20 protein-coding genes, 2 tRNA genes and 2 pseudogenes are annotated in these 25,351 nt (G+C 59.0%); 6 read left to right on the top strand and 18 right to left on the bottom strand.

Features of this window, described 5'->3' with window-relative positions; all coding sequences use genetic code 11:
- Positions 1-31: 31 nt before the first annotated feature.
- The 3 genes from bcsA to bcsR are packed head-to-tail and all read right to left on the bottom strand — an operon-like array spanning position 32 to position 3,539.
- Positions 32-2,599 (bottom strand): UDP-forming cellulose synthase catalytic subunit, encoded by a 2,568-nt coding sequence (gene bcsA, locus QY76_RS03575; protein ID WP_045425985.1) that lies wholly within the window; start codon positions 2,597-2,599, stop codon positions 32-34.
- A complete protein-coding gene (bcsQ, locus tag QY76_RS03570; protein WP_034164016.1) occupies positions 2,596-3,342 on the bottom strand; it encodes a cellulose biosynthesis protein BcsQ in 747 nt (248 codons plus the stop codon). The genes bcsA and bcsQ overlap by 4 nt, the downstream gene beginning before the upstream one ends.
- A 5-nt stretch (positions 3,343-3,347) precedes the next feature.
- A complete protein-coding gene (gene bcsR, locus QY76_RS03565) occupies positions 3,348-3,539 on the bottom strand; it encodes a cellulose biosynthesis protein BcsR (protein ID WP_034164084.1) in 192 nt (63 codons plus the stop codon).
- Positions 3,540-3,721: 182 nt separating this feature from the next.
- On the opposite strand from bcsR, the gene bcsE reads away from it, so the two are divergent.
- The 3 genes and pseudogenes from bcsE to bcsG all read left to right on the top strand — a co-directional run bounded on the left by bcsE (position 3,722) and on the right by bcsG (position 7,143).
- Entirely contained in the window at positions 3,722-5,287 is a 1,566-nt protein-coding gene (gene bcsE, locus QY76_RS03560) for a cellulose biosynthesis protein BcsE (protein WP_045425982.1), read from the top strand.
- Positions 5,284-5,490 (top strand): cellulose biosynthesis protein BcsF, encoded by a 207-nt coding sequence (gene bcsF / locus QY76_RS03555; RefSeq protein ID WP_012850185.1) that lies wholly within the window; start codon positions 5,284-5,286, stop codon positions 5,488-5,490. Before bcsE ends, bcsF begins: the two co-directional genes overlap by 4 nt.
- A pseudogene (bcsG, locus tag QY76_RS03550) lies at positions 5,474-7,143 on the top strand (cellulose biosynthesis protein BcsG). Before bcsF ends, bcsG begins: the two are co-directional and overlap by 17 nt.
- A gap of 68 nt (positions 7,144-7,211) precedes the next feature.
- Here bcsG and dppF read toward each other — a convergent pair.
- From dppF to dppA, 5 genes are all read right to left on the bottom strand, one after another.
- Positions 7,212-8,204, bottom strand: a complete 993-nt coding sequence (gene dppF / locus QY76_RS03545; RefSeq protein ID WP_034164019.1) for a dipeptide ABC transporter ATP-binding subunit DppF — start codon at positions 8,202-8,204, stop codon at positions 7,212-7,214.
- Complete coding sequence (dppD, locus tag QY76_RS03540) at positions 8,201-9,181, bottom strand: dipeptide ABC transporter ATP-binding protein (protein ID WP_034164021.1); 981 nt, start codon at positions 9,179-9,181, stop codon at positions 8,201-8,203. Before dppD ends, dppF begins: the two co-directional genes overlap by 4 nt.
- A gap of 10 nt (positions 9,182-9,191) precedes the next feature.
- Positions 9,192-10,112 (bottom strand): dipeptide ABC transporter permease DppC, encoded by a 921-nt coding sequence (gene dppC / locus QY76_RS03535; protein ID WP_045425971.1) that lies wholly within the window; start codon positions 10,110-10,112, stop codon positions 9,192-9,194.
- Between the two features lie 10 nt (positions 10,113-10,122).
- Positions 10,123-11,142: a dipeptide ABC transporter permease DppB gene (gene dppB, locus QY76_RS03530; protein ID WP_012850190.1), complete on the bottom strand. Its 1,020-nt coding sequence runs from the start codon at positions 11,140-11,142 to the stop codon at positions 10,123-10,125.
- 150 nt (positions 11,143-11,292) lie between these two features.
- Positions 11,293-12,921 carry a dipeptide ABC transporter periplasmic-binding protein DppA gene (dppA, locus tag QY76_RS03525; protein ID WP_045425968.1) on the bottom strand — a complete coding sequence of 543 codons (1,629 nt, stop codon included), beginning with the start codon at positions 12,919-12,921 and terminating at the stop codon, positions 11,293-11,295.
- 566 nt (positions 12,922-13,487) lie between these two features.
- On the opposite strand from dppA, the gene QY76_RS03520 reads away from it, so the two are divergent.
- Positions 13,488-13,982, top strand: a complete 495-nt coding sequence (locus QY76_RS03520; RefSeq protein ID WP_034164085.1) for a YbaK/prolyl-tRNA synthetase associated domain-containing protein — start codon at positions 13,488-13,490, stop codon at positions 13,980-13,982.
- Positions 13,983-14,050: 68 nt separating this feature from the next.
- Here QY76_RS03520 and QY76_RS03515 read toward each other — a convergent pair.
- The 8 genes and pseudogenes from QY76_RS03515 to QY76_RS03480 form a co-directional block, all read right to left on the bottom strand.
- Positions 14,051-14,127 (bottom strand) — tRNA-Pro (locus tag QY76_RS03515).
- 138 nt (positions 14,128-14,265) lie between these two features.
- Positions 14,266-14,342 (bottom strand) — tRNA-Pro (locus tag QY76_RS03510).
- Positions 14,343-14,536: 194 nt separating this feature from the next.
- Positions 14,537-15,883 carry an MFS transporter gene (locus tag QY76_RS03505; protein WP_034164024.1) on the bottom strand — a complete coding sequence of 449 codons (1,347 nt, stop codon included), beginning with the start codon at positions 15,881-15,883 and terminating at the stop codon, positions 14,537-14,539.
- A 105-nt stretch (positions 15,884-15,988) separates the two neighbouring features.
- The gene (gene uhpB, locus QY76_RS03500) at positions 15,989-17,521 is read right to left on the bottom strand and encodes a signal transduction histidine-protein kinase/phosphatase UhpB (RefSeq protein ID WP_034164025.1); all 1,533 of its coding nucleotides are present in this window, start codon (positions 17,519-17,521) and stop codon (positions 15,989-15,991) included.
- Positions 17,521-18,111, bottom strand: a complete 591-nt coding sequence (gene uhpA, locus QY76_RS03495) for a transcriptional regulator UhpA (RefSeq protein WP_012850195.1) — start codon at positions 18,109-18,111, stop codon at positions 17,521-17,523. The genes uhpB and uhpA overlap by 1 nt, the downstream gene beginning before the upstream one ends.
- 236 nt (positions 18,112-18,347) lie before the next feature.
- The gene (locus tag QY76_RS03490; RefSeq protein WP_034164026.1) at positions 18,348-19,904 is read right to left on the bottom strand and encodes a methyl-accepting chemotaxis protein; all 1,557 of its coding nucleotides are present in this window, start codon (positions 19,902-19,904) and stop codon (positions 18,348-18,350) included.
- A 220-nt stretch (positions 19,905-20,124) separates the two neighbouring features.
- Entirely contained in the window at positions 20,125-20,934 is an 810-nt protein-coding gene (proC, locus tag QY76_RS03485) for a pyrroline-5-carboxylate reductase (RefSeq protein WP_034164027.1), read from the bottom strand.
- Between the two features lie 742 nt (positions 20,935-21,676).
- Positions 21,677-22,091 (bottom strand): annotated as a pseudogene (locus tag QY76_RS03480) (isopentenyl-diphosphate Delta-isomerase).
- Between the two features lie 223 nt (positions 22,092-22,314).
- Here QY76_RS03480 and QY76_RS18945 point away from each other — a divergent pair.
- On the top strand, positions 22,315-22,488 hold the full coding sequence (locus tag QY76_RS18945; RefSeq protein ID WP_158409685.1) for a hypothetical protein: 174 nt from the start codon (positions 22,315-22,317) through the stop codon (positions 22,486-22,488).
- Here the strand turns inward: QY76_RS18945 and QY76_RS03475 are convergent.
- Both QY76_RS03475 and QY76_RS03470 read right to left on the bottom strand, forming a co-directional pair.
- Positions 22,461-23,225 carry an AraC family transcriptional regulator gene (locus QY76_RS03475; RefSeq protein ID WP_034164029.1) on the bottom strand — a complete coding sequence of 255 codons (765 nt, stop codon included), beginning with the start codon at positions 23,223-23,225 and terminating at the stop codon, positions 22,461-22,463. The genes QY76_RS18945 and QY76_RS03475 overlap by 28 nt on opposite strands.
- 800 nt (positions 23,226-24,025) lie before the next feature.
- On the bottom strand, positions 24,026-24,454 hold the full coding sequence (locus tag QY76_RS03470; RefSeq protein ID WP_034164031.1) for a universal stress protein: 429 nt from the start codon (positions 24,452-24,454) through the stop codon (positions 24,026-24,028).
- 694 nt (positions 24,455-25,148) lie between these two features.
- Between QY76_RS03470 and QY76_RS19040 the strand changes: the two genes are divergently transcribed.
- Positions 25,149-25,295: a hypothetical protein gene (locus QY76_RS19040; protein ID WP_167549807.1), complete on the top strand. Its 147-nt coding sequence runs from the start codon at positions 25,149-25,151 to the stop codon at positions 25,293-25,295.
- Positions 25,296-25,351 lie beyond the last annotated feature (56 nt).

The raw sequence follows: 25,351 nt of genomic DNA, 5'->3' as shown, positions 1-25,351 counted from the left end.
AATAAGTTAGTGCCCACATACTGCATACACACTACGTGGTCTGGCGTCCCGCTATCGGACGCGGTACAAAGGAAACCAGCCAAGCGCCCAAACACACCGCCACCATGATCGGCATGCGCCACGGTGCCGGGGCATACTCAGCCAGGCTACGGTAACCGCGCCCCACCAGGCGTAAAATGCCGACAAAACCACCGCCCAGATGATCCTCTGGGATGGCCTGCTGCCACAGCGCCCAGGTATCGGCGCGGGCAAAGGTGCACTGGATAAACGCAATATGCTGTGCGACGCTCAGTCCATCCAAACGCAGCCCAGCCCGTCGCCCCACGACCCGCGTTACCGCAACCGGAAACACAAAACTCTCTTCCCCTTTCTGCAGCAGCAGAGAAATAGACTCACCTTCCCGTAGGCACAGACGCTCATCCGCCAGCTCAATACCCACGCCGCTGTCGGAATAATCGTGCAGTGTGCAGGGGTAAAGATGTCCATCGTGGCGCATCAGGATTGCCGGCATCGCGATGTCTACTCGGTGCGCCTGACGGATCTGGCGCACCTCAACGGCGACCGCCGCTGCGCCGCCCAGAATAACGAGGTTGTAGATCACCCATCCGACAGTCAGCAGCACGGTAAGTTGCTCATTCTGCGGGCCAAAAAACAGACGCCAGGCACCAAACACCAGCCCCAGCACGCTCAATAACACCAGCGACAGATAGGGCGACGAAATAACCCAATCCATATGATTATGCGAGACCAATCCCCCTTTCTGGGTCACATTGAAACGCCCTTTCTTCGGGTTGATCAGCGCCACCAGCGTCGGACGGGCGATATACCAGGCCAATACCGTTTCATAGATCTCATTCCAGTAAGAGTGACGATGGCGCCCCTGGAGGCGAATGCGCGCCAAGCTGGAATGAAACATATGCGGAATCACATACAGCACGATCGCCATCGCCGGCGCAAAAATAACGTAGGTGTGAAACAGCAGAAACGCCAACGGCGCGACCAGGAAGATCAGCCGGGGAATACCGGAGAGAAAATGCATCATGGCGTTGGCGTAGCACAAACGCTGCCCCAGGGTTAACCCTTTGCCCAAAAAGGGATTATCCAGGCGGAAAATCTGAGTCATGCCGCGGGCCCAGCGCATACGCTGGCCGATATGTGCCGACAGGCTCTCCGTCGCCAGCCCGGCCGCCAGCGGAATGCGGATATAGGCAGATGTCCAGCCCTTACGGTGCAGGCGCAGCGAGGTATGCGCATCCTCGGTCACCGTCTCAACGGCGATACCGCCGACCTCATCCAGCGCCGTCCGGCGCAGCACCGCGCAGGAGCCACAGAAGAAGGTGGCATTCCACATATCGTTGCCATCCTGCAGCAGGCCATAAAATAGCTGGCCCTCATTCGGAGTGCGTCGGAAGTTCCCTAGGTTGCGCTCAAACGGATCCGGCGAGAAAAAATGGTGCGGCGTTTGTAGTATCGCCAGCCGCGCATCGTGTAAAAACCAGCCCATGGTCAGCTGCAGAAACGTACGGGTGGGCACATGATCGCAGTCAAACACCGCAACAAACTCACCTTTGATGCGCTTCAGCGCATAGTTTAAGTTACCGGCCTTGGCATGCTCATGGGTTGGACGCGCAAGATAGTGAACGCCAACCTCCTCGGCAAACTGGCGAAAGCTGTCACGGCCGCCGTCATCCAGCAGATAGATGTTGATCCGATCCCGAGGCCAATCGATCCCCAGCGCAGCGTAGATGGTGGGTTTAACCACCCTGAGATCTTCGTTATAGGTGGGGATCAGAACATCGACTATAGGCCATTGATCCATCGCCTTGGGCAAAGCCACCGGCGGGCGATTCAGCGGCCATACCGATTGAAAATACCCCAGTAGCAGCACGACCCAGGCATAGGTTTCAGCGGCTAACAGCAGCAGGCCACAGATCAGGCTGAAAGGGTCGTCCCAATTCAACGTTGAGGTATAGCGCCACCAGATGTAACGGCAAGAAATCGTAATGGACAGCAGTACTAGCAGCAGCGTGGTGAAGCGCCCGGGAATATGGCGGATCACCATCGCGCATCCCCACAGCAGCAGCACAAAGATACACTGTGACAGCAGGTCAAACGGCTGAGAAATACACAGTAACGCGAGTGCGGCCCCCAGCAGCGCCGACAGCGTCAATACAACCCGGCGCAAAGCATTAGGTAGCTCATCCAACCAGACCGATTCGCCCTTCCGCCGTCCCCATCGCGCCGGTAACCCCGCCAGCCACTGCAGGAAATGCCTGCTTACGCGGCGGAGAGCGCCCAGTAACGTTTCGGAATGCGGCCAGCGGGTCAACAATAGCCATATCGCCTGCAGCCCATATCGCACCGGATCGAGTGGACGGGGCCGCAGCGGATCGAGATGAGGAAACAACGCGGCCTGCTGCTGACGGATAGCCTGCCAAGCCGGCGACTCCCAATGCAGAAACAGCCACGCTAACGTAAGCCAGAAACAACCGCTTATCGCACCCGGCGACGTCGCGCCATGCGTGCGGCACGCCCGATAGCGCTGCGTCCATGCCCGCCTGGCCGGCGCCGCCAGCAGCACATCCAACGCATGTATCATGTCGCCTCCGCGCGCGCTGGGCGCTGGCCTGGCAGACGCTGTAATAGGCACCATGCGGCCAGGTTGGTGGCCTCCTGCGCCGCCTGGGAATAGGGCGCATACTCACCGAGAGGCTGTTTACCTGCGGCAGCCTCGGCGACGGCCTCATCTCGGTGCATAACCAACGGCACCAATCTGGGCAGCGTCTGCTTCCACAGCAGGTAGAGATCCTCTTGCAATACGCTGCCGGGTAACAGCTGCGTGATAAGCAGGTGCGCATCATCGGGCAGCGCCTGACGATGCAAGCGCAAATGGCAGTTGGCATCCGGCATCATCAACAGCAGCAACAGCTCGCTGAACGCCGCCATTTGCCGAGATACGGGCGCATGCCCGCTGCCAATATCCAGGATGATCCAGTCGTAGGCCGCGCTTTGCGACGCAAAGGACGCCCGCCACTCAGCCTGGCTTACGCAGGCCGCTAGCGCAGGCAACTGCGCCGGATCCACCGTGCCGAAAGGCAGAACATCCAGCCCTTCGGTATAGCGCCAGGCCGTCGCCTGCCACGCACTGCCATCCAACAGCGCCGCCGCCCAGCCCGCGCGATCGGCGAGCGGCAGGTTGAAATGCATACCCAGCTGAGCGCCGGGGCTGGCATCGACCACCAGCACCCGCTGTCCCAGACCATTGAGCGCCCAACCCAGCGCCGCGGCGGTACCGGTAGTTCCGACACCGCCGCGAATCCCCTGTAGCGCTACCGTTACCATATGGATTAGTCCCGTCGTTCTGCCAGCTGGCGACACTCTGCCAACAGCGGCCAGCGTTCCAACGCCTTGTTTACATGCTCTATCCGCACGATATTGACGTAATCAATATCCATCATCCCGTAGATACGCTGTAACACGGCAAGATCTTCCGACGATGGCGGCGTCGGCGCCGTTCGATGCTTTGTTTGCTCGCTCATTCTGCTAACCATAAAAATTCAGCTATGGTTTAAGTGAGTATAGCAAGGTAGAAAAATGGCGCTGCCATAATGCAAAAGAGGGATGATAACCCACATTACTATCTAATAATTAATTGATAGATAATGTTATTTTGCCTATGTCGGCATGGTGGAACACTCTATTCTCACAAAGTCGATATACCATGGCGCAATCATTTATGCTCGGTATCCCACACCTGTGGGATGAGCTCCAGACAGTGCAAACGCACGGCCTTTATTGGCTGAATATCGATCGCACACAGGATGTGTCTGGCCTGTGCCGTCAAACGATTCTTGCCCAGCCGGAAAGTACCCACGTCACGCTTATTGAGGCGGGTCACGATATACAGGTGACGTCAGCGTTGGCGGAGGACTATTCGCAAGGCCCTGCGTCTCTGCCTGTTTATCGCCTGACGCCGACGCTAACGGCGCTGATGGCGCTGCCGGATGAGTTAACCCGTCTAATGGGCCCAGCATCTTCGCTGTTTATCCTACTGCTCCCTGCGACCGACCTGACCACGCTCTCCGCCGATGGGATAAACCGCTGGATAAACCACATCCATCGTTGGCTACAGCGCTGCAACGCGACGCTGCTCGTCATCAGCCACGGTGCAGGAACCGATATCCTACGAAATCAATTAGCTCCATTGAATCGCCTCGTCTCAGGGCTCGCCAGCCTACGCTGGCAGCTGGATCGCTGGCTCTATGATGTCGCCTTTTGGTGTAATGAGCGGGGCGTTTCGGCTCAGCAGAATATTCCGCTAACCCACACGTCACAGGGCTGGCAGGCCAATGTAGAAACCACCCTGCCACCGCCACAGCCCCATAGTGATGAAGATAGCTATCTGGCGCACGCCGCGATCCTGGAGGGCGCCCCCCCGCTCTCTGAGCACTGGCACTTGTTTACGTCTAACCATGAACTGTTTACCGCCGCGCTGGCGGCGCAGGCGGCAACCCTGGTCTTTTCACTGATGCAAAGCGATCAGGTGGACGATCTGGCGCGGCAAATCCACACGCTGCGCCGCCAGCGCGGCAATGCACTGAAAATAGCAGTGCGAGAGCAGGCGGTTGTACAGCGCAGCAGCGATGAACGCCTGCTGCTGGCCTGCGGCGCCAATGTGGTCATCCCGCTACACGCCACGCTGTCCAACGCGCTGGTGAGTCTGGAAGGACTGCAGGGACACACGTTTTTACGCCACGTGCCGGCCAATATCACCACGTTGCTCGACGCCCTGCGGCCGCTCAAGCTGCGCGGCTACCAGACCAAAGCGCAGTTCTGCACGCTATTGCTCGACCTCCTGGACAACCCGCTGATACCGCACGACGGACGCGGCACGCTAGCCTCCTTACGGCCGGTTTCCGGAATAGATGCCGAACAGGTGCTAAAACTCTGCAACCTGCGCCGTGACGGCGATTTAGTCACTCTGGACGGGCAATCTCTGGTCCTGTTCCTGGCCTACTGCCGCCCGCATGAACTGGACACCGCACTGCGCTTTATCTTCCCGCTGCCCGTCGAGGAGCTCTTCATCCACCGCCGCCTATGGCACCAGGATGCAGAGCTGATGCTGGAGCTGACGCGTATGCGCAGTGAGACGCCCACGCAAGGGCCGCCGCCCGAGTCGCTTCCTCCACAGCCGGTCAGCGCGCCGGCGGATACAGCGATGCCGCCGCCACGACGCGTCCCCCGGCGGCTGACCCTCGGGATGACGTCACGGGAGCCCTCATCATGATGACGATTACGGATATTCTGCAGATCCTCGTTCTGTGCGCGCTGGTCATGCTGCCCGGCGGTTTTTACCTGCACAAGTATTACCCTCATCCTCTACGAACGCTGCGGAGGACGATTTTCCCGACCCGTTATCTTCAACGGGTGACGGTACTGCACCGCCGCCCACTCTCCGCTAGGGTAGATAAGCATGGCAAAACACACTGAGCAGCAGGGCGTTTTCTCTGAACGGGGCTACCGCTGGCACGGGCTAGGCGGCTGGAATCTCTATTTTTTACTGAAGCTGGCGCTACTGTGGTACGGCTATCTTAATTTTCACCCTTTCGCCAACATTATCTTTTTAGCCTTTCTGCTGTTTCCCCTGCCCTCGGCGCATCTGCACCGCTGGCGCAGCTGGCTGGCTATCCCCATCGGAGTGGCGCTGTTTTACCACGACACCTGGCTACCGGGGCTAAGCAGTATTGCGCACCAGCGCGATCAGTGGAGCCACTTCAGCGCGGCCTATGCCTGGGATTTAACGCTGCGTTTTATTAACTGGACCATGATCGGCGCGGCGCTGGTGATCACCGTCGCCTACCTGTTTCTCACCCAGTGGATTCGGATTACCACGTTTACCATTCTTGCCCTGGTATGGGTCAATCTGGGCAGCATTGGCATTCCACAGCTCAGCCTGCAGCAGGGTGCGGCCACGGCCGCCCCCCGGCGAGCAGTCTGTCCACGCCAGGCAATACACCGATCTCAGCCGTCAGCGCTGCGGAGATCCCGGCGCAGAGCGCCGCGCCCAACAATAGCAGCCTGAACGACTGGCTGGATCGCTTTTACGCCAGCGAACAACAGCGGCAAACCCATTTTCCCGCGGCCCTGCCGGCCGATGCCCAGCCCTTCGATCTCTTGATCCTCAATATCTGCTCCCTCTCCTGGAGCGATCTCAGCGCCGCCGGCCTGCAGGATCATCCGCTGTGGAAACGGATGGATATTCTGTTCAACGACTTTAACTCCGCCACCGCCTACAGCGGTCCGGCCGCCATCCGCATCATGCGCGCCAGCTGCGGTCAGTCCTCGCATAAGATGCTCTACAGCCCCGTTCCGACTCAGTGCGATCTGATGGCCAACCTGGCCCGGCTGGGCTTCCGGCAAGAGCTCGCGCTGGATCATTCCGGGGTTTTCGGCGACTATCTGGCACACCTACGCCAATTTGGCAACATGCAGGCTCCCCTCAGCGCCAACGCCGGCCTACCGGTCGAGCTGACCGCATTCAATGGCGAACCCATCACCAACGATCTGGCGCTGCTCCAACGCTGGTTGAGCAGTACCGAAAAGCTGGGCGACGCACGCACGGCCAGCTTCGTCAACCTGATCGCCCTGCACGACGGTAACCGCTTTATCGGTGCCAATCGGGGAGCCGACTTTAAGCCGCGGGCCCAGACCCTGCTCGACCAGCTCAACGGCTTTCTGGACGATCTGGAGAGATCCGGACGCCGGGTGATGGTGGTGATCGTACCAGAGCACGGCGCGGCGGTAGTCGGTGACAAGATGCAGATGGCCGGACTCCGCGATATCCCCAGCATGTCAATCACCCACGTGCCGGTCGGCGTTATCTTCAGCGGTATGAAGGCGCCGGCGCCGGCCTCGCCGGTATTGGTCGATCGGCCGAGCAGCTATCTGGCCCTCTCCGAGCTGGTCGTTCGCAGCCTGGATGGCAAGATCTTCACCCAGCCCAGCGTCGACTGGCAGGCGCTGGTCAGCAACCTTCCCCAAAGCGCCGCCGTGTCGGAAAACGATAACGCCATCGTCATGATGTATCAGGGAAAACCCTATGTACGTCTCAACGGCGGGGACTGGGTGCCCTACCCACAGTAGCCACGGCGACGCCACCATAAAAAAAGAGCCGGCTCACGGCTCTTTTTTTTATTATCGCGCCGGGGCCGCTAGGCCCCCACCTCCTTCTCCACGGCAAAACAGGCGATCATCTGATCGCCATAGCGACGCAGCGGCGGCTGCAGCTGGCGACAGGTCTCAAAGGCGCAGCGGCAGCGGGCGTTAAAGGCACAGCCGGGCGGCGGATTAAACGGGCTGGGCAGCTCCCCGCTCAGCTTGATCCGCTCGCGGCGCATCTGCGGATTCAGCCGCGGCGTCGCCGACAACAGCGCCTGGGTATAGGGGTGACGCGGATTGCCGAACACCGCCGCCTTGCTGCCCTTCTCGACGCAGCGCCCCAGGTACATCACCATCACCTCATCGGCGATATGCTCCACCACCGACAGATCATGTGAGATAAAGACATAGGAGAGCCCCAGCTCCCGCTGCAGATCCATCATCAAATTGAGCACCTGGGCACGCACCGACACATCGAGCGCCGACACCGGCTCATCGGCGATCACCACGTCCGGATTTAACATCAGGCCGCGGGCAATAGCGATGCGCTGGCGCTGGCCGCCGGAAAACATATGCGGATAGCGATCGTAGTGCTCGGTCTTTAGACCGACCCGCGCCATCATCGCCAGCGCCCGTTCGCGCCGCTGATCGCGCGACAGCGGCGTATTGATCCGCAGCGGCTCCTCAAGGATCGCGCCGACCTTCTTGCGCGGGTTCAGCGAGGCGTAGGGGTTCTGGAACACGATCTGGATCTTCTGGCGACGCAGCTTTTGCGCCTGCGCATCGGGCTGCAGCAGATCCTGGCCCCGATAATAGAGCTCGCCGGCGCTCGGCGCTTCGATCATCGTCAGCAGGCGTCCCAGCGTCGACTTACCGCAGCCGGACTCCCCGACCACCGCCAGGGTTTTTCCCCGTTCCAGGCTGAACGAGACCCCATCCAGCGCCTTGACCAGCCTTTCTTGGGAAAATAGCCCGCTCTTGACCGGATAATGCTTTTTCAGATCCACCGCCTGCAGTAACGGCGCCTGTAATATGGCTTCACTCATGCTGTCGGCCTCCCGGCGTCGTCCAATGGGGTGTGGCACTTCACCGCCCGCCCGTGCAGGCGGCGCAGCGACGGCTCCTCGCGCCGACACTGCTCGGTCGCATAGGGGCAGCGCGGATTGAGCAGGCAGCCCGTCGGGCGATCGTACTTACCCGGCACCACCCCCGGCAGCGACACCAGACGCTCGCCGTCCACCGCAAACTCGGGCAGCGCCCGCAGCAGCGCCTGGGTATAGGGGTGGCGCGGCGTGTGGAAAATCTCGCCGGCCAGCCCGGACTCCACTACCTGCCCGGCGTACATCACGATGATCTTATGCGCCGCCTCCGCCACCAGCGCCAGGTCGTGGGTGATCAGCACCAGCGCCATATTTTCCCGCTGCTGCAGCGCCAGCAGCAGTTCGATGATCTGCGCCTGAATGGTCACATCCAGCGCGGTGGTCGGCTCATCGGCAATCAGCAGCTTGGGACGGCAGGCGATCGCCATGGCGATCATCACCCGCTGACTCATACCGCCGGAAAGCTGGTGCGGATAGACCGACAGACGCGACGCCGGATCGGGAATGCCGACCTGAGTAAGCAGATCGATGGCGCGCTGGCGCCGGGTGCGCCGGTTACCTCCCTGATGCACCTTCAGCGCCTCCATAATCTGAAATCCCACGGTGTAGCAGGGATTCAGGCTGGTCATCGGGTCTTGGAATATCATCGCCACCTCGGCCCCCACCAGCTGGCGTCGCTCCCGCTCGGAGATACGCTGCAGATCGGCGCCGTTAAAGCTCAGTCGCTGTGCCGTCACCCGCCCAGGAAAATCGATCAGCCCCATAATGGCCAGCGAGCTGACCGATTTGCCGGAGCCGGACTCACCGACAATCCCCACCACCTCTCCCTGTTCAACCTGGTAGCTGATGCGGTCAACCGCACGGAAAGGGGCGCTATCGTCGCCGAAATGCACCGATAGCTGATCTACATCCAGTAATGCCATGTCCCTCTCCTTACTGCTTCAGCTTCGGATCCAGCGCATCGCGCAGGCCGTCGCCCATTAGGTTAAACGCCAATACCGTCAACAGAATGGCCAGTCCGGGGAAGGTCACCACCCACCAGGCGCTCTGGGCGAACTGCAGCACATCGGACAGCATGGTGCCCCACTCCGGCGTCGGCGGCTGGGCGCCCATTCCCAGGAAACCCAGCGCGGCCATATCGAGGATCGCATTAGAAAAACCCAGCGACGCCTGCACAATCAGCGGCGCCAGGCAGTTGGGCAGGATATTGACGAACATCTGGCGCAGCGCACCGGCGCCGGCCACCCCGGAGGCGGTCACGTAGTCGCGATGCACCTCCGCCAATACCGCGGCGCGCGTAAGGCGGACATAGTGCGGCAGCGCCACAAAGGTCAGCGCCAGCGACGCATTCACGATAGAGGGGCCGAATATGGCCACCAGCACCAGCGCCAGCAGCAGGCTCGGCAGCGCCAGCATGATATCGACCACCCGCATGATCAGCGCATCCACCGCGCTGCCAAAGTAGCCCGCCAGCAGCCCCAGCACCACCCCGAGGATCAGCGACAGCGCGACCACCAGACAGCCCACCAGCAGCGACAGACGGGCGCCGTAAATCAACCGCGACAGCACGTCGCGCCCCACGTCATCGGTGCCCAGAATAAAGCGCCAGCTGCCGCCGGTCTCCCAGACCGGCGGACGCAGCAGCGCATCGCGGAACTGCTCCTGCGGCAGGTGCGGCGCAATGACATTGGCCCCCAGCGCCACCACCACCACGATCGCCACGTAGATAAGCCCTGCGACGGCGCCTTTATTGCGGCGAAAATAGTGCCAGAACTCCTGCAGCGGCGTCATCGGCCGCGGTGCCGGGACACCGGATGAGGTAGCCGTCGTCGCGGCCGTTGTTGGTTCAGACATCAGCGGCCTCCTAGTGTTTATGACGGATACGCGGGTTAACGATGCCGTACAGCACGTCGACCAGCAGGTTAACCAGAATGATCATGCTGGCGACCAGCAGAACGCCGCCCTGCACCACTGGATAGTCGCGGCGCTGCAGGCCATCGATCAGCCAGCGCCCCAGCCCCGGCCAGGAGAAGATGGTCTCCGTCAGGATGGCTCCGGCCAGCAGCGTACCGACCTGCAGGCCGATCACCGTCACCACCGGCAGCAGCGCATTGCGCAGGGCATGCACCACGATCACCCGCAGGCGGCTCAGCCCCTTGGCGCGGGCGGTGCGGATATAGTCCTCGCTCAGCACCTCCAGCATCGCCGAGCGGGTCATGCGCACGATCACCGCCAGTGGAATGGTGCCCAGTACGATAGAGGGCAGAATCAGGTGCATCACCGCATCCTTAAAGTCCCCCGGTTCCCCCCACAGCAGGGTGTCGATCAGCATAAAGCCGGTCAACGGGTGACTATCGTCCAGAAAGACCGTATCGCTGATGCGCCCGGAGACCGGCGTCAAATCCAGATTGACCGAGACCAGCATGATCAGCATCATGCCCCACCAGAAAATCGGCATGGAGTAGCCGGTCAGCGCCACGCCGACCGCCGTATGGTCAAAGATCGACCCCCGCTTGACGGCCGCCAGCACCCCGATAGGGATCCCCAGCAGCACCGCGAACAGCATGGCGCAGATCCCCAACTCTAGCGTCGCCTGAAAGCGCGGCACAAACTCCTGCCACACCGGGGTTCGGCTCTTCAAGGACTGACCGAGGTTGCCGTGCAGCACGTCGTCGATATAGATGAAGTATTGCTGATATAGCGGCTTATCCAGCCCCATCTCAGCCATGATCTGAGCATGACGCTCCGCGGAGATCCCGCGCTCGCCCGCCATGATCATCACCGGATCGCCGGGGATCATGTGAACAAACGCGAATGTCAGCAACGTAATGCCGATAAACGTTGGGATGACCAGCCCCAAACGCCGGAGAATAAACTGCAGCATAGCCCGAACTCTCTGTAGTTGGCCGGCACCCATCCGCCGGCCCGCTGCGCTGCGCAAGAGTGCGCAGCGCCTGGCCCCGGATACCGCCAGGCCTCACGGCCATGCGGCGGTACGGTTCACGAAGTCCCTCCCCCTTGAGGGGCGGCTGGATTACTCCAGGGAGACCTGATTGAAGTGATGTTTGCCCAGCGGATCCACGACATAGCCCTTCACCTCTTTGCGCACCGGCTCATAGACGGTGGAGTGGGCGATGATCAGCGCCGGTGCCTGGTCATGCATTATCACCTGGGCCTGGCGATACAGCTCGGCGCGCTTGGCCTGGTCCGCCTCGGCGCGCGCCGGCTGAATCACCGCCTCAAACGGCTGATAGCACCAGCGGGAATAGTTGGAGCCCTGCTTGGCCGCATCGCAGCTGAACAGCGTGGCGAAGAAGTTGTCCGGATCGCCGTTATCGCCGGTCCAACCCATCATCACCGCCTGGTGTTCGCCGTCTTTAGCGCGCTTGAGGTACTCCCCCCACTCGTAGGTCACAATCTTGGCCTTCACGCCGATCTTGTCCCAGTCCGCCTGGATCATCTCGGCCATACGGCGCGCGTTAGGGTTATAAGGACGCTGTACCGGCATCGCCCACAGATCGATGCTGAATCCATCGGCCAAACCGGCCTCCTTCAGCAGCGCCTTGGCCTTCTCCGGATAGTACGGATAATCCTTAATCGCGTCGTTATAGCCCCACATGGTCGGCGGTATCAGGTTTTTCGCCGGCTGACCGGCCTTCTGATAGACGGCCTCAATGATGGCCGGTTTGTTGACTGCCATGGTCAGCGCCTGGCGCACCTTGACGTTATCCAGCGGCTTTTTATCGACGTTAAACGACAGGTAGCCCACGTTAAGCCCCGGCTGCTCCAACAGAGTAATATTCTTATCCTGCTTCATGCGCGCCAGATCCGCCGGGTTCGGGTACGGCATCACCTGACACTCATTCTTCTGCAGCTTGGCATAGCGCACCGAGGCATCCGGCGTAATGGAGAACACCAGGCGGTCGATCTTCGGCTGTGGGCCCCAGTAGTCTTTGTTGGCTTTATAGAGGATCTTCGAATCCTTCTGGTACTGCATCAGTTGGAAGGGACCGGTGCCCAGCGGCTCCAGATCGATCTTCTCCGGCGTGCCCGCCTTCATCATCGCATCGGCATATTCGGCGGACAGGATCGATGCGAAGTCCATCGCCAAATCCGCCAGGAACGGTGACTCCGGGTGATTCAGCTCAATGCGCACCGTGCTATCGTTCACTTTTTCGACCTTGGCGATCAGCTCCGGCAGCCCCATCCCCTGAAAGTACTCATAGCTGCCGCCGGAGACCTTGTGGTACGGGTGGTTCGGATCGCGCTGACGTTCGAAGGAGAACACCACGTCGTCGGCGTTGAAGTCGCGGGTCGGCTTAAACAGCTTGCTGCCCTGCCACTTCACCCCCTTGCGCAGATGGAAGGTATAGGTCTTGCCATCGGGGCTGACCTCCCAGCTCTCCGCCAGCCCGGGCTCGATCTCCGTGCTCCCGTTCTTAAACTCAATCAGACGGTTATAGATAGGGACCGCGCTAGCGTCATAGGTGGTACCCGAGGTAAACAGCTGCGGGTTAAACCCCTCCGGAGATCCCTCAGAACAGTACACCAGGGTCTTTGCCTGCAGGCTGCCGGCGATCGCCAGCGCGAGCAGGCCGACGCCCCATTTCAGCGCGACGACGCCTGCGCCACGCCCCGTAGATACGTGATTCTTGGAAGACATAACATTGAACTCCATACTGTGATGTTGTGTGACCGGCGGATCTCTGTTTTTTTCTGTACGATCCGTCCGGCGGCGGCCTGAGCGGCCAAGGTGGGTAGACGATATCCCGGCGAGGAACGACTCATCGGGCAGTCCATCAGCGAATAGATGCACAATCCTGAAGCGCTGTTTTCACCTTATACGCCCCAATCTCTCAAGTGTTCCGGTTGACGTCAATATGACAAAATACAATTTATCGCCTAATAAATAGGCAATATTTTTGTATAAAAAAGGATAAATAAACCTCACAGATAGGTCGAAATCTGCCCACGGTGAAATTGTGACGTGCATTCCACCATGTAACAAAATTTTACCAGTCGATCTCCCTACCGCCGCCGGCGAAAAAATTTATCTCAGATGTCGAATATATGCACAGTTAACCCGGGAAAGTGCCATTAAGACAGGGGAAAATTCTGCTGAAAACGGGAGTCCGCGCGTCGCAGCGGCCATTTTTGCGGAAACGGCCTCAGGCGTAGCCACGCCTTCGCGCTATGATCGCAGGCATCATCATCAATGGGAGAAATACGGTGTCACAGGCAACGTTTGAACAGCTGCAGCGGCTGCTGGACAGCCAAGGCGCACGCTATCGCGTCGTTGAACACCCCAGCGCGGGGAAATCAGAAGAGGTGGCCAAAATTCGCGGTACCCAGCTCGGCCAGGGCGCCAAGGCGCTGGTCTGCCACGTCAAGGGGAATGGGGTAAAGCAGCATGTGCTAGCGGTGCTGCCCGCCGATCAGCAGGCCGATCTCAGCGCGCTGGCGCAGGGCATCGGCGGGACCCGTGCCTCGTTGGCCAGTCCGGCAGAGGTCAGCACGCTGACCGATTGCCTCTTTGGCGCGATCCCTCCCTTCAGCCTGCATCCCGACCTGCTGCTGGTCGCCGATCCGCTGCTGTTTACCCGCTTTGAGGAGCTGGCCTTTAACGCCGGCACGCTGGAGCGCTCGCTGATCCTAAACTGCGCCGACTACCGGCGCATCGCCGCGCCGCGCTGCGTCGACTTTATTCGCCGCCAGGAGCGCTAAGGACGACCCGCGCCACCCCGGCCACAATGCAAAAAGCCCAGCCGTAAAGGCTGGGCTTTTCAGGAATTTGGTCGGCGAGAGAGGATTCGAACCTCCGACCCACACGTCCCGAACGTGTTGCGCTACCAGGCTGCGCTACTCGCCGAATGCGGAGCGCATGTTACTGCTAGCGCTACCCGTCGTCAACACCTTAACGCCCACAGAGGCCCGGCTTTTTACGTTTGACTGTAAAGCCGCCATAACGCAAAAAACCCAGCCGTAAAGGCTGGGTTTCTCAGGAATTTGGTCGGCGAGAGAGGATTCGAACCTCCGACCCACACGTCCCGAACGTGTTGCGCTACCAGGCTGCGCTACTCGCCGAATGCGGAGCGCATGTTACTGCTAGCCTCACCCGCCGTCAACCCCCTTTTTGCATTACGGCCGCCGTTTGTTGAGAAAACCGGCCATCCGACGCTAAATCCATCCCGTTGCCTGCATTTTAGCCACAGTTTCCCGCCTTCAGATAGCAAAAAGCATGGCCGAAGCCATGCCTTTTTTATCGCACCATAGCGAACTCAGGCGTTAACCTGCACCGCCGGCGGCGCTTTGCTCTCGGCCTTCTGCGCGCGCAGGAACGGCAGCAGAAACAGCGCAGACAGACAGGCCGCCACGGAAATCACGACGAAAAAGCCGTTCCAGTGCCACACCTCCATCACCCGGGCGATTGGATAACCGGAAAGCGCCGCCCCCAGATAGGCGAACAGGCCGACAAAACCGGTCGCCGCGCCGGCCGCATCCTTATGAGAACACTCGGCGGCGGCCATCCCGATTAGCATCTGCGGACCAAAGATGAAGAAGCCGATGGAGAAGAAACAGGCGGCCTGCAGCGCATAGCTGCCGCCCGGCATCAGCCACAGCGCGGCCACGGAGAGGAAGATCCCGATAGCGAAGATCAGGTTCATCGGGCCGCGGTTGCCGCGGAACAGTCTATCGGAGCCCCAGCCGGCGACCAGAGAACCGATAAAGCCCCCCACCTCAAACAGCGACAGCGCCGAGTTGGCGGTCATCAGCGAGTAGCCCTTGGTCTGGGTCAGGTACAGGTTACCCCAGTCATTGATCGCGGTACGCACGATATATACCAGCACATAAGAGACGGCCAGCAGCCAGATGTACTTATTCGTCAGCACATAGCGCTTGATGATCTCTTTATTGGAGAGCCCCTTGCCTTCGGACTCCTGCACCAGCTCCAGTGCGTCATTACGCCATTTTCCGACGCTCGGCAGCCCCATCGTGACCGGCTTGTCGCGCAGGCGCCAGCACATCAGCAGCCCCAGTACGATACCGATAATCCCGGGGATGATCATGCCATAGCGCCAGCTGAAGTGCAGAGAAATAAAGCCGACCAGCAGCGGGATCAGCGCGCCGCCGACGTTATGAGAGGTATTCCAGATGGCCCACCAGCTGCCGCGTTCGGCGCGTGAATACCAGCTGGTCAGGATCTTCGAGCACGGCGGCCAGCCCCAGCCCTGGAAGAAGGCGTTAACCATCCACAGCGCCCCCAGCACCAGCAGCGACGAACTCATCCCGAAGACGATATTGATAATACCGGTCATGATCAGCCCCAGGCCCATAAAATAGCGCGGGTTGGAGCGATCGCTGATCATCCCGGAGATGAACTTGGAACAGCCATAGGTGATATAGAATAGCGTACCCATGATGCCGATATCGGACATGCTCAGTCCCAGATCGCTGATCATTTCCGGCATGATGAAGTTGAAGCTTTTGCGGGTAAAGTAAAAGGCGGCGTAGCCAACATACATGACCCACATCAGCTGGATGCGCCAGTATTTATAGGCTGCATCAACCTTGGCGCTATCCTGGATCTCGGGCGCGTCGGTGCGGCTTTTCAGAAAAGACCACATGGGGAAATACCTCGTGCGTGAAAACTCATCGTTGTAGCCGCTATGGTGCGGCGCGCGCGCGCGGGATAACTAATACAAATCCCCCGCCGCCGCTAAGAAAATCTCCTAGTTTTCCACCTCGCCGGATAAAACTGCGGGCAGGATCACAGCCAGCCGGGTCCCCTGATGGCTCTCCAAGCGCAGCTCCCCGCCCATGGCGCAGATCCGCTCTCGCAGGCCGCGCAGTCCATATCCCGGCGTCAGGCTGAGCGTATCCACCCCGCAGCCGTCATCGCAGATACTCACGTGCAGCAGGCCATCGGCGTCCTGCCAGCCCTCTACCTCGATATGACTGGCCCGCGCGTGGCGACAGGCGTTCGTCACCCCCTCCTGACACAGGCGGTACAGCGTAATTTTCAGGGTATCGTCCAATGCAGCGTCGTCGATATGCCAGCGTAGCCGCGCCGTGGTGCCCTGCTCCGGCGGTGCCAGATCGCGCAGCAGCGCCGAGAGCGCCGCCGACAGCGGCAGGTTGCTCAGCGATGCCGGCCACAGCTGCGCCAGCAGATCGTGTACGCCGTCATATACCCGTAGGGCGTGGTTTTCGATGGCCTCGGCGCTGGCCAGCAGGCGCGGCTCATCGCTCAGCCGCCGAATGATGCCCGCCTGGGTGCGGATCACCGTAATGGTCTGCCCAACCTCATCATGCAGCTCACGGGCGATCTCCCGCCGGGTCATCTCCTGCGCCATGACCAGCGAACGGGCCAGCGAACGGTTCTCCGCCAGACGCTGCGCCAGCTGACGGTTCAGATCGCGCTGCCGCTCGATCCCGGCGCCCAACAGCATCCCGGTCAGACTCTGCGCCAGCAGCGATAGTAGCAGATCGCGGTGCGGGGCATCGCCCTGCGGCTCCGTCGCGATCAGCACCACGCCGTTCAGCAGCGTGGCCAGCAGCGCCCCCTGCCAGCCATAGCGATACGACATGAAGACGATGGGGATCGCCAGACAGAAAGGGACAAAGCGGCGCAGATCGGCGTGCTGTGCCAGGTGCTGCAGCCATAGGCTCAGCGCGAACAGCAGTAGATAGCCGCCGATATGACGCAGGCGCAGGTTGACCGGGCGATGCAGGATCCCCGGCGTCAGCGGCAGCCAAATCTGCTGCGCCAAATAGTGCCAAATCAGCAGGCAGGTCGGTGCCACCGTCAACCCGCCGCACAGCCCCAGCAGTAGCGCCGGCCCCGGCATGGCGCCGGTCGCCAGCGACCAGGACAGCGCCTGGAGCAGCGCCGCCAGCGCCACCAGCGCCCCCTGCTGCAGCGGCCAGCGCCATTCAACCTCTTGCCGCTGCTGACGCCGCAGCCAGTCTCCCGATGCCCAGGCGAGGGCCATGCACAGCAGCAGTCCCCCCAGGGTTCCCCACAGCCAGCCGCCGCCGCCCAACTGATAGCTCAAAAACAGCTGCACGGCCACGTCGCCGGCCAGAATGCCGGGCCAGTAGCGGCGCGGCGTCTGCAGCAGAATGCCCATCCGCAGACCGAAGGGAAACAGCAGCAGCGCGTCGACGGGCGCAGTCACCAGGGCCGCGCCGATAGCCCACAGGCAAAATCCGGCGATGGTATAGCAAAAGAAGATGGCGATGCTGGAGATCAGACGCTGCATCACTGTCCCAACAGGCGGTGCGCCAGCTCAACGTTGTTGTTTACCCCCAGCTTGACAAACAGATTGGCGCGGTGGACGTGTACGGTTTTCGGCGACAGGCCGAGACGTTCGGCCACCTCCCGCACCTCTAGCCCCTGGGCCAGCATCATCGCCACCTCGCGCTCGCGGCGGGTTAGGGGATCGATACGGGTACGCGCCAGCTGCTGGGCAATCTCCGGCATCAGATAGACGCCGCCCTGCGCGACGGTGCGTACCGCGCTGACCAGATCCTCGGGACGGCAGCGCTTGGACAGAAAGCCGCGCGCGCCGCGATCCAGCGCCAACTCTACCAGCGCCGCACTGTCGTGCATCGACAGCATGATCACCGCCAGCCCGGAGGGCAGATCGGCCAGCAGATCCAGACCGCTTTCATCAGGCATCGAGATATCACAGATACAGACCTGCACATCCAGCCCCGGCAGGCCGGCCCGCGCCTCTGCCGCCGAGCTAAACTCACCGACCACCGCCATATCCTCCTCCAGCGCCAGCAGCTGTACGAAGCCGGATCGCACGATATAGTGGTCATCGATAAAGGCAATGCGGTAGGTCATGAGGGGCTCCGGCGGATAACGATAGCGCTCGGATTATACACATACTCGGTGGGCTCCCGTAACGGCGTCGCGCCAGAAACCCCTCATCAAGGCGGGAAATGCGGGCCGGGGTTCGCGGGCCGCCCGCGTAACTCCGGCGCACGCCCCACAGGGCTGGCAACCAACCCTGCGGCGCGATCCGAAACGGCGATCGTCGACGGTGACGGCGCGCTCCTGGCGCCTCACCGCCCTGCAGATCAGGCGAGCTTAAAGCTCTCCATACTCTGCATCAGCTGTTCGCTTTGTGCCTCCAGCGACGCCGTGGCCGCGGTGGACTCCTCTACCAGCGCCGCGTTTTGCTGCGCCACCTGATCCATCTGGGCGATAGCCTGGTTTACCTGCTCGATACCGCGGGTCTGCTCCTGAGAGGCGCCGGAGATCTCCGCCATCAGCGCCGTCACGCGTACCACCTCGGCGGAAATCTTCGCCATGGTTTCCGCCGCCGCGCTGACGCGCCGCTCGCCGTCGCTCACCTGACGCACCGAATCTTCGATCAGCAGCTTAATCTCTTTCGCCGACTGGGCGCTACGCTGCGCCAGGTTGCGCACCTCACCGGCCACCACGGCAAAGCCGCGACCCTGCTCACCGGCGCGCGCCGCCTCTACCGCCGCATTGAGCGCCAGAATATTGGTTTGGAAAGCAATACCGTCGATTACAGTGATAATATCGGCGATCTTCTGTGAACTATGAGAGATGCTGCGCATGCCGACGATCGCCTCATTGACGATGTCCGCGCCCTGATTCGCGCTGTCGGAGACGCCGCTCGCCAGCTGATTGGCCTGCTCCGCATTGGCCGCATTCTGACGCACCGTCGCCGTCAGCTGCTCCATGCTGGCCGCCGTCTCCTCCAGCGACGCCGCTAGCTCTTCGGTGCGCTGCGACAGATCGCGGTTGCCGGCGCGCAGCTCACGGGCGCCGACGTCAACCTGCTCGCTGGCGTCGCGTACCCGGCGTACCGTCCCGGCCAACGCCTGCTGCATCTGCGTCAGCTGTCGACCCAGCTGGGCTATCTCCGAACGACCGCTCAGCACCAGCCGGCGGGCCAGATCTCCGGCGGCGATATGCTCCACCTGCTCATCCAGCTGCGCCAACGGCCGCAGAATGATGCCGCGCAGGGCATACCAGCAGAAGCCTCCGACCGCCAGCAGCAGGACGCAGGCGGAAATGATCAGGGTCATCGCGCGCTGATAATCCCGCTGCGCCTTCTCTAGCGCCTGACGTCCCAGCGTATCAGCAAACTGCCGAAACTCGCGTAAATCGCGGTCGTACTCCGTGGAGTGACTGCTGACCTGATTCTCCAGCAGGGCGTAGTAGGCATCCAGATTGCGCGCCGCCAGAGCCTGAACCATCGGCTGCAGGCCATCCTGGATATAGGCGTTATAGCTCTGCTCGAGGCGAGTGCTCAGACGCTGCCCCTCCACGGTAACTTTTTTCAACGCGGAGAACTGAGCCATAATCTCGTTGGACTCGGTCAGTAGGGCCTCTACCGTCCGGCGGCTGCTGTCGGCGTCGGCAATATGTTCCAACGTCAGCTGGCGCGCCGCCACGGCGGCGGCGGAGCGGGCGCGCAGCGTTGCGCTAAAGCCGGTAGACAGCGGGCCCAGCTCAGCGGCCTGCAGCTGATTGACCACGGCCAGAGAGTGATTGCTCTGGCGTAAGAAATAAATTCCCATGCTGCTGATAAAAAACAACAATAAGGTATAGGTAACGATGATGACAAGCAGTCCGCCACGGACTGTAATTCGTTGATTCATTAATTATTCCCTGTAAATAATACTGCGCCATGATGGGATCATCCCTTGGCCAGGTTTACTGTTAAGTCAGCGTTCGATTTATCGGCCACAGGGACAAAAACTTGAGCCAGATCACACAATAAAACAAATCAGCGGCGTATAGACAGGGAAAAAGAGGATAGGCAGCGCGGCCGCGGAAGGAATCGGCGCCGCCGCGGCCGCGCCGGGGAGACCGCCCTGCTCAGCGGCGGCTCATCGCCTCCGACTTCGCGATACAGCGGGAGATGGCCTCGATCACCGACGCGCGCATGCCGTTCTCCTCCAGCGCGGCCACGGCCTCAATGGTCGTACCGCCCGGCGAACACACCATATCCTTCAGCTCCGCCGGATGCGTACCGGTTTCCAGCACCATCTTTGCAGCGCCCATCACCGCCTGGGCCGCAAACTGATAGGCCTGAGCCCGCGGCATCCCGGCGCGAACCGCCGCATCGGCCATGGCCTCGATAAACATGAACACATAGGCTGGTGACGATCCGCTCACCCCGACCACGGCGTGGATCAGCGACTCCGGCACGACCTCCGCCCGCCCGAAGCTGCGGAACAAGGCGACGATCCGGGCGCACTCTTCGGCGCTGACTCGCCCGTTCGGGGTGATGGATGACATGCCAGCATTGACCAGCGAGGGCGTGTTGGGCATAACCCGAATCACCTTCTGCTGCGCAGGCAGACCCTCCTGGAGAGTCTCAAGCGTCACGCCGGCCGCAATAGAGACGACGATCGTCTCGGCCCGCAAACTCCCGTTAATCTCCTCCAGCAACGTACGCATCCCACTGGGCTTGACGCCCAGCACCACGATATCCACCGCGGCGGCCAGCGCCGGCGCACCGGCGGCCGCGCCGACGCCATATTCATCGACAATCGCCCTGACGCTGTCAGCGGTTCGGTTATACACCAGAATATCCTGCGGCCGCGCAAACTGACTGGCCAGCAGCCCCCCCAGAATGGCCCGGCCCATGTTGCCGCAGCCAATAAACCCGATTTTCTGCTCCACACAACCTCCAGCCCAGTATTCATCATTAAGACAGGCGCGCCCGATGCAGCCGGCACCCTGGTGTCAGCCTACCACCAAGCGCCGTGGAAAAATATGCCACCCGATGCCCCTTACACGCGTAAATATTGGAAAACAGGTCGCCCGACGTAGTCTAAAAATAATATTGTCAAATAATACGGTGATAAATACGCACATCCCGGGCTACGCAAAGATAACTCCACATTTTCTTTAATCGGCGGGGAATAACCGGACGCTAGCGGATGCTCCTGTAACAACGCGGAATACCCATCAGGACGAGAATAGAATCCATAATAAATTGAATCGACCGAAATATCTGTTTAGCCATCAAGAGGGTGGGGTAGCACGCTCGGAATGGCGCGGGGCGGTCGCGTATGCGTATGTCTGAATCGCTTCGCCGTTCTGCCGGAGAAGGATGGCGCCATGGCCGATCAGTGCGTCGGGATACCTGCGCCAGCCGAGGATTCCGGATCTCGGTTTTGCCACGAAAGTGTCTGTACTGTCAGGATGATGCGAACCTGATCCCGTTATTCTGCCAACGTCCGATTGCGTCAGCCCCATGGTTCATGGAAAACGTCTTTAGCCGAATCGATGCCAATAATGTTAACGCTCACGATGGCCGCTCCGCTCAATTAGTGACGGTTTATCGCCCCACGGTGACACCAGAGAAGGGAAAGGAGGGCGACCACGCTATCAATAGCGTCGCTCCCTCCCCCACAAAGACTCAGCGCAGATGCACCGCGGCATGCTGCAAAACCGGCGTCAGGCACGCCCGGAACCACGGCGTATAGTAGTCTGGCTGCTGCGCCATATGCCGTAGGATCGCCGTCGGCTCACGAAACACAAAGGCGTCCGCCTCGGCCAGGTTCAGCTGAGGCATCCGATCGCTCTGGCCGATAAAAACGTGGGTTAACTCATGCTCCGTCAGTCCCTGCCCGACATCAACCCGATAGCGCAACGTCAGCCCAGGAGTCAGATCGCACTGCATCCCCATCTCTTCCTGCAGCCGGCGCGCCGCCGCGCGCATTGAAGATATAGACAGACAGCGCGCGATGCAGACACCCCTGACGGTGCGCCGCCAGCTTTTCCATATGCCCCTGCACGACGTCATACTCATCGACCAGAACAACCTCAATCACCCCTTTTTCTCCCCAACACACCCTAGAAACCGGGCGACACGCCAAGCCCGCGTGAGCGCGCGCCGTCCGAGCATGGCTACCATACCCGATCGCATCCAGGCTTTTTAGCCCCCGAAAACACTTTAGCCATAAAAATCTGATCCACTGAGGTCATCATGCTGCGATCGCCGCACCTCACGGAGACGAGATAGGCTGGGGAGGATGACAGAAAAGGAGACGGCGGATGAGCGGGAGAAAGGGACGACATCCTTGTCGGCGACATCGGACTAAAAGGGACAGCTATGACAGCTATGACAGCTATGACAGCTATGACAGCTATGACAGCTATGACAGCTATGACAGCTATGACAGCTATGACAGCTATGACAGCTATGACAGCATGGCGCCATCCCGGTAACGGTGTACATAGTTCAGCGGCGTCACGCCATAATACTCTTTGAATACGGAAATAAAGTAAGAGGTACTGCTATAGCCGCACAGCGTCGATACCTGAGATATATTCTTATTAAAAACCAACAGCTGCTCCACAGCATAGCGCATACGGCAATCGGTCACGATTTTACTGTAGCTGGTCTGTTCATTTTTTAATTTCTTCTTCAACGAACTCGGGCTCAGACACAGGCAGCTAGCGACCGTCGTCAAGCTCCATGTCTTATGAATATCGCTCTGAATGATGTTGTATACATTCGCGCTAATATTATTACGAACCATTCTCATTAAGAATGGAATAAAGCTTCTATTATTAAGAAAAATGGATAGAGCGGCAAACGTCAGCGAGCGCTTACGCTCAAACTCGATTTCATCGGCATCCCGCATCACCGAGTGGTAGGCGGCCTCACGGAATACATGGGGCGTACGGCAAGGCTCTATCATATAGGGCGGAAATCCACGCGATACCGGCGTATAGTGAGTGAGATCTTTCTTTAAAAAATGCAAATAGTCTTTTATTAGATCGCGGGAAATATAGAGAATAAGAGAGGAGTCAAGCGTAGAAAAATCAATTGAATCATTTTCAATGGAAACTAACATCAGATTATTTGCAGCAAACTTGACGACATCCCCCTCGCAAAATCTAACGTCTGTATCTTTCTCTGTTAAAACTATCGCACAACACTCATCACAGCAAAGTTTCATAGCAGAACATCCTACATAAATGTAAAAATGCCTTATCAAAGCCAAACCCTAACGATTGAATAAGGCATAAACAGAGGTATAAATCTGACATCCAATGCCAAAACAAAATACCGAATTATGCCGTGATTTCAATACGGCGCACGCAATATCAATGTATCATTATCTTTACGCTATTATATAAATAGAGACATTTCTATCGAAAAATGAACTTTTTTCGCTAAAAAACATATTTTTTTAAGAACGATTATTTATATAAAAATGAAAAAAGCGCGGAGATAACCCCGCGCAATCATTACTTTGCTATTATTGTGCTACGATGTCTTTGCTACATTATCGTCAGAGAAATACCGACAATAATCCGTTATTACGCAGGAACAACGGTAAACGTCCGTCATCTGCCAATGGTCATCGCAATGCCGCACTTCGGACGATGATCACGGCTCCCGCGCGAAAATGGCATGGCATAATATTATTCATCGATAAGTCATATCAGAAAAAAAAATGACGTGACGAAATCATATTATGCGTTACTTCTTTTATTATCATTCAGGCACAGGGCTAATGCAATGCCATGTCTCAACGCATGTTCAGTGAAAAATCAGATATATCAATGTATTGTATGGAGAAGATGGCTAATCAACGATGAGATTTACTCTCAATGGCTATTTTTTTAGCTGATCATGCTATTTCACCGGTGCCGTTAGCGCCATCCGGCGCATCGCTTTACCTTCGCGATCGACAGGCCAGACACCGTATCACGTACGGTGACACGGTGTCTTAGGCGCTACGTAACGCCTCACTCAGCGGATCACCAGCACATTGGTCTTAGCATGGCGCACAATCGCCGCCGCATTGGAGCCCAGTAGATAGGTCTTCACGCTGGGGCGATGAGAGCCAACCACGATCAGATCGGCCCCCATCTCTTCTGCCTGCTGCAGCGCCTCATCGCGCGGCGTCCCGAAGCGGATAGTATATGACATACGCTCACGCGGCAGATCGATACTATCGATCAGCGTCAGCAGTTTCTCCTCTGCATTAGCGACGGCCTTGTTCTCAAACTCTTTAATACCAAATGAGTAGGCGGTGACAAACGCCTGGGCATCCGGCAGCACATACAGGAAATGCACTTCGGCATCCGTCAGCTTTGCCATATAAATCACATGCTCCAATGCGTTCTGCGTCAGTACATCCTCTTCGATATCGACAGGTACCAAAATATTCTTGTACATCGTAACCCCCTCCTGGCTCACTCTCAAAGCACGTCATGTCCCGCACGAGCCACGCTCACCGGCGCCAGCCGGTCACGCACCCGGTGCTATGGCCCCTCAGTGCAGCATACTGCCAGATAAGAATAGACAGAATTAATTCACCGCGCTTTTGTGAGATACCACAGAGTCTGGCGATCGTTTTCGGCCGGGCAGTGGCGTCCTGGGGGTATGCCTATGCCGCCGGCCGGGGATGTTGCCCAGACGAGAGAGAACGCCGCGAAATAACCGCCCCGCGATGTCATAAGCACCGCCCCTGCTCCGAGCATTGGCAAAAGGTCTCCCCAATCGAGTGAACCCCATTTACTTTCACTTTACGAATAAGCAAGTAGGACGCCCGGCCAACGACAAATAATAAAAACAAAATGAAAGCAAAATTATTTTACTCTTTCTCCTTTATTTCTCCATTTTTCATTATAAGCGGTGCCTTTATGAATAAAGTATGGAGTGCTAAAACACAGAACACCTTTTTATTTTTATTGCACCATCTTTGCATATCGCCTTAACATTTTGTGCCGCACGTTACGTTAAAATAGAGGGGAGACAGCACAAAAAACACACGCTATAATCGACAGTAAATAATATAGGGAATTTAAATGCTCATGATGAGCAGGGCATTTTACGCTAGAAATACCTAATGGGTTAATCGGAGTCCATCATGAAATATATCATCTTATTGATTGCCACACTGATATTAAGCGGCTGCGCACATACCCCGGCGGTGCATAATCATAACGCCGGCAACCTGGCCGACTGCGGCCTGTGTACCTACAACGACACCTTCTACACCGATTTTGATGAGTAATATCCGCGGGTCAGCGATGACCGGCGCCTCCCACGGTCCTGTGCGAGAGCTGCCGC

This window comes from Edwardsiella sp. EA181011, from assembly GCF_000800725.1.
Classification (GTDB): domain Bacteria; phylum Pseudomonadota; class Gammaproteobacteria; order Enterobacterales; family Enterobacteriaceae; genus Edwardsiella; species Edwardsiella anguillarum.
This window is presented reverse-complemented; position numbering and strand designations above follow the sequence as displayed.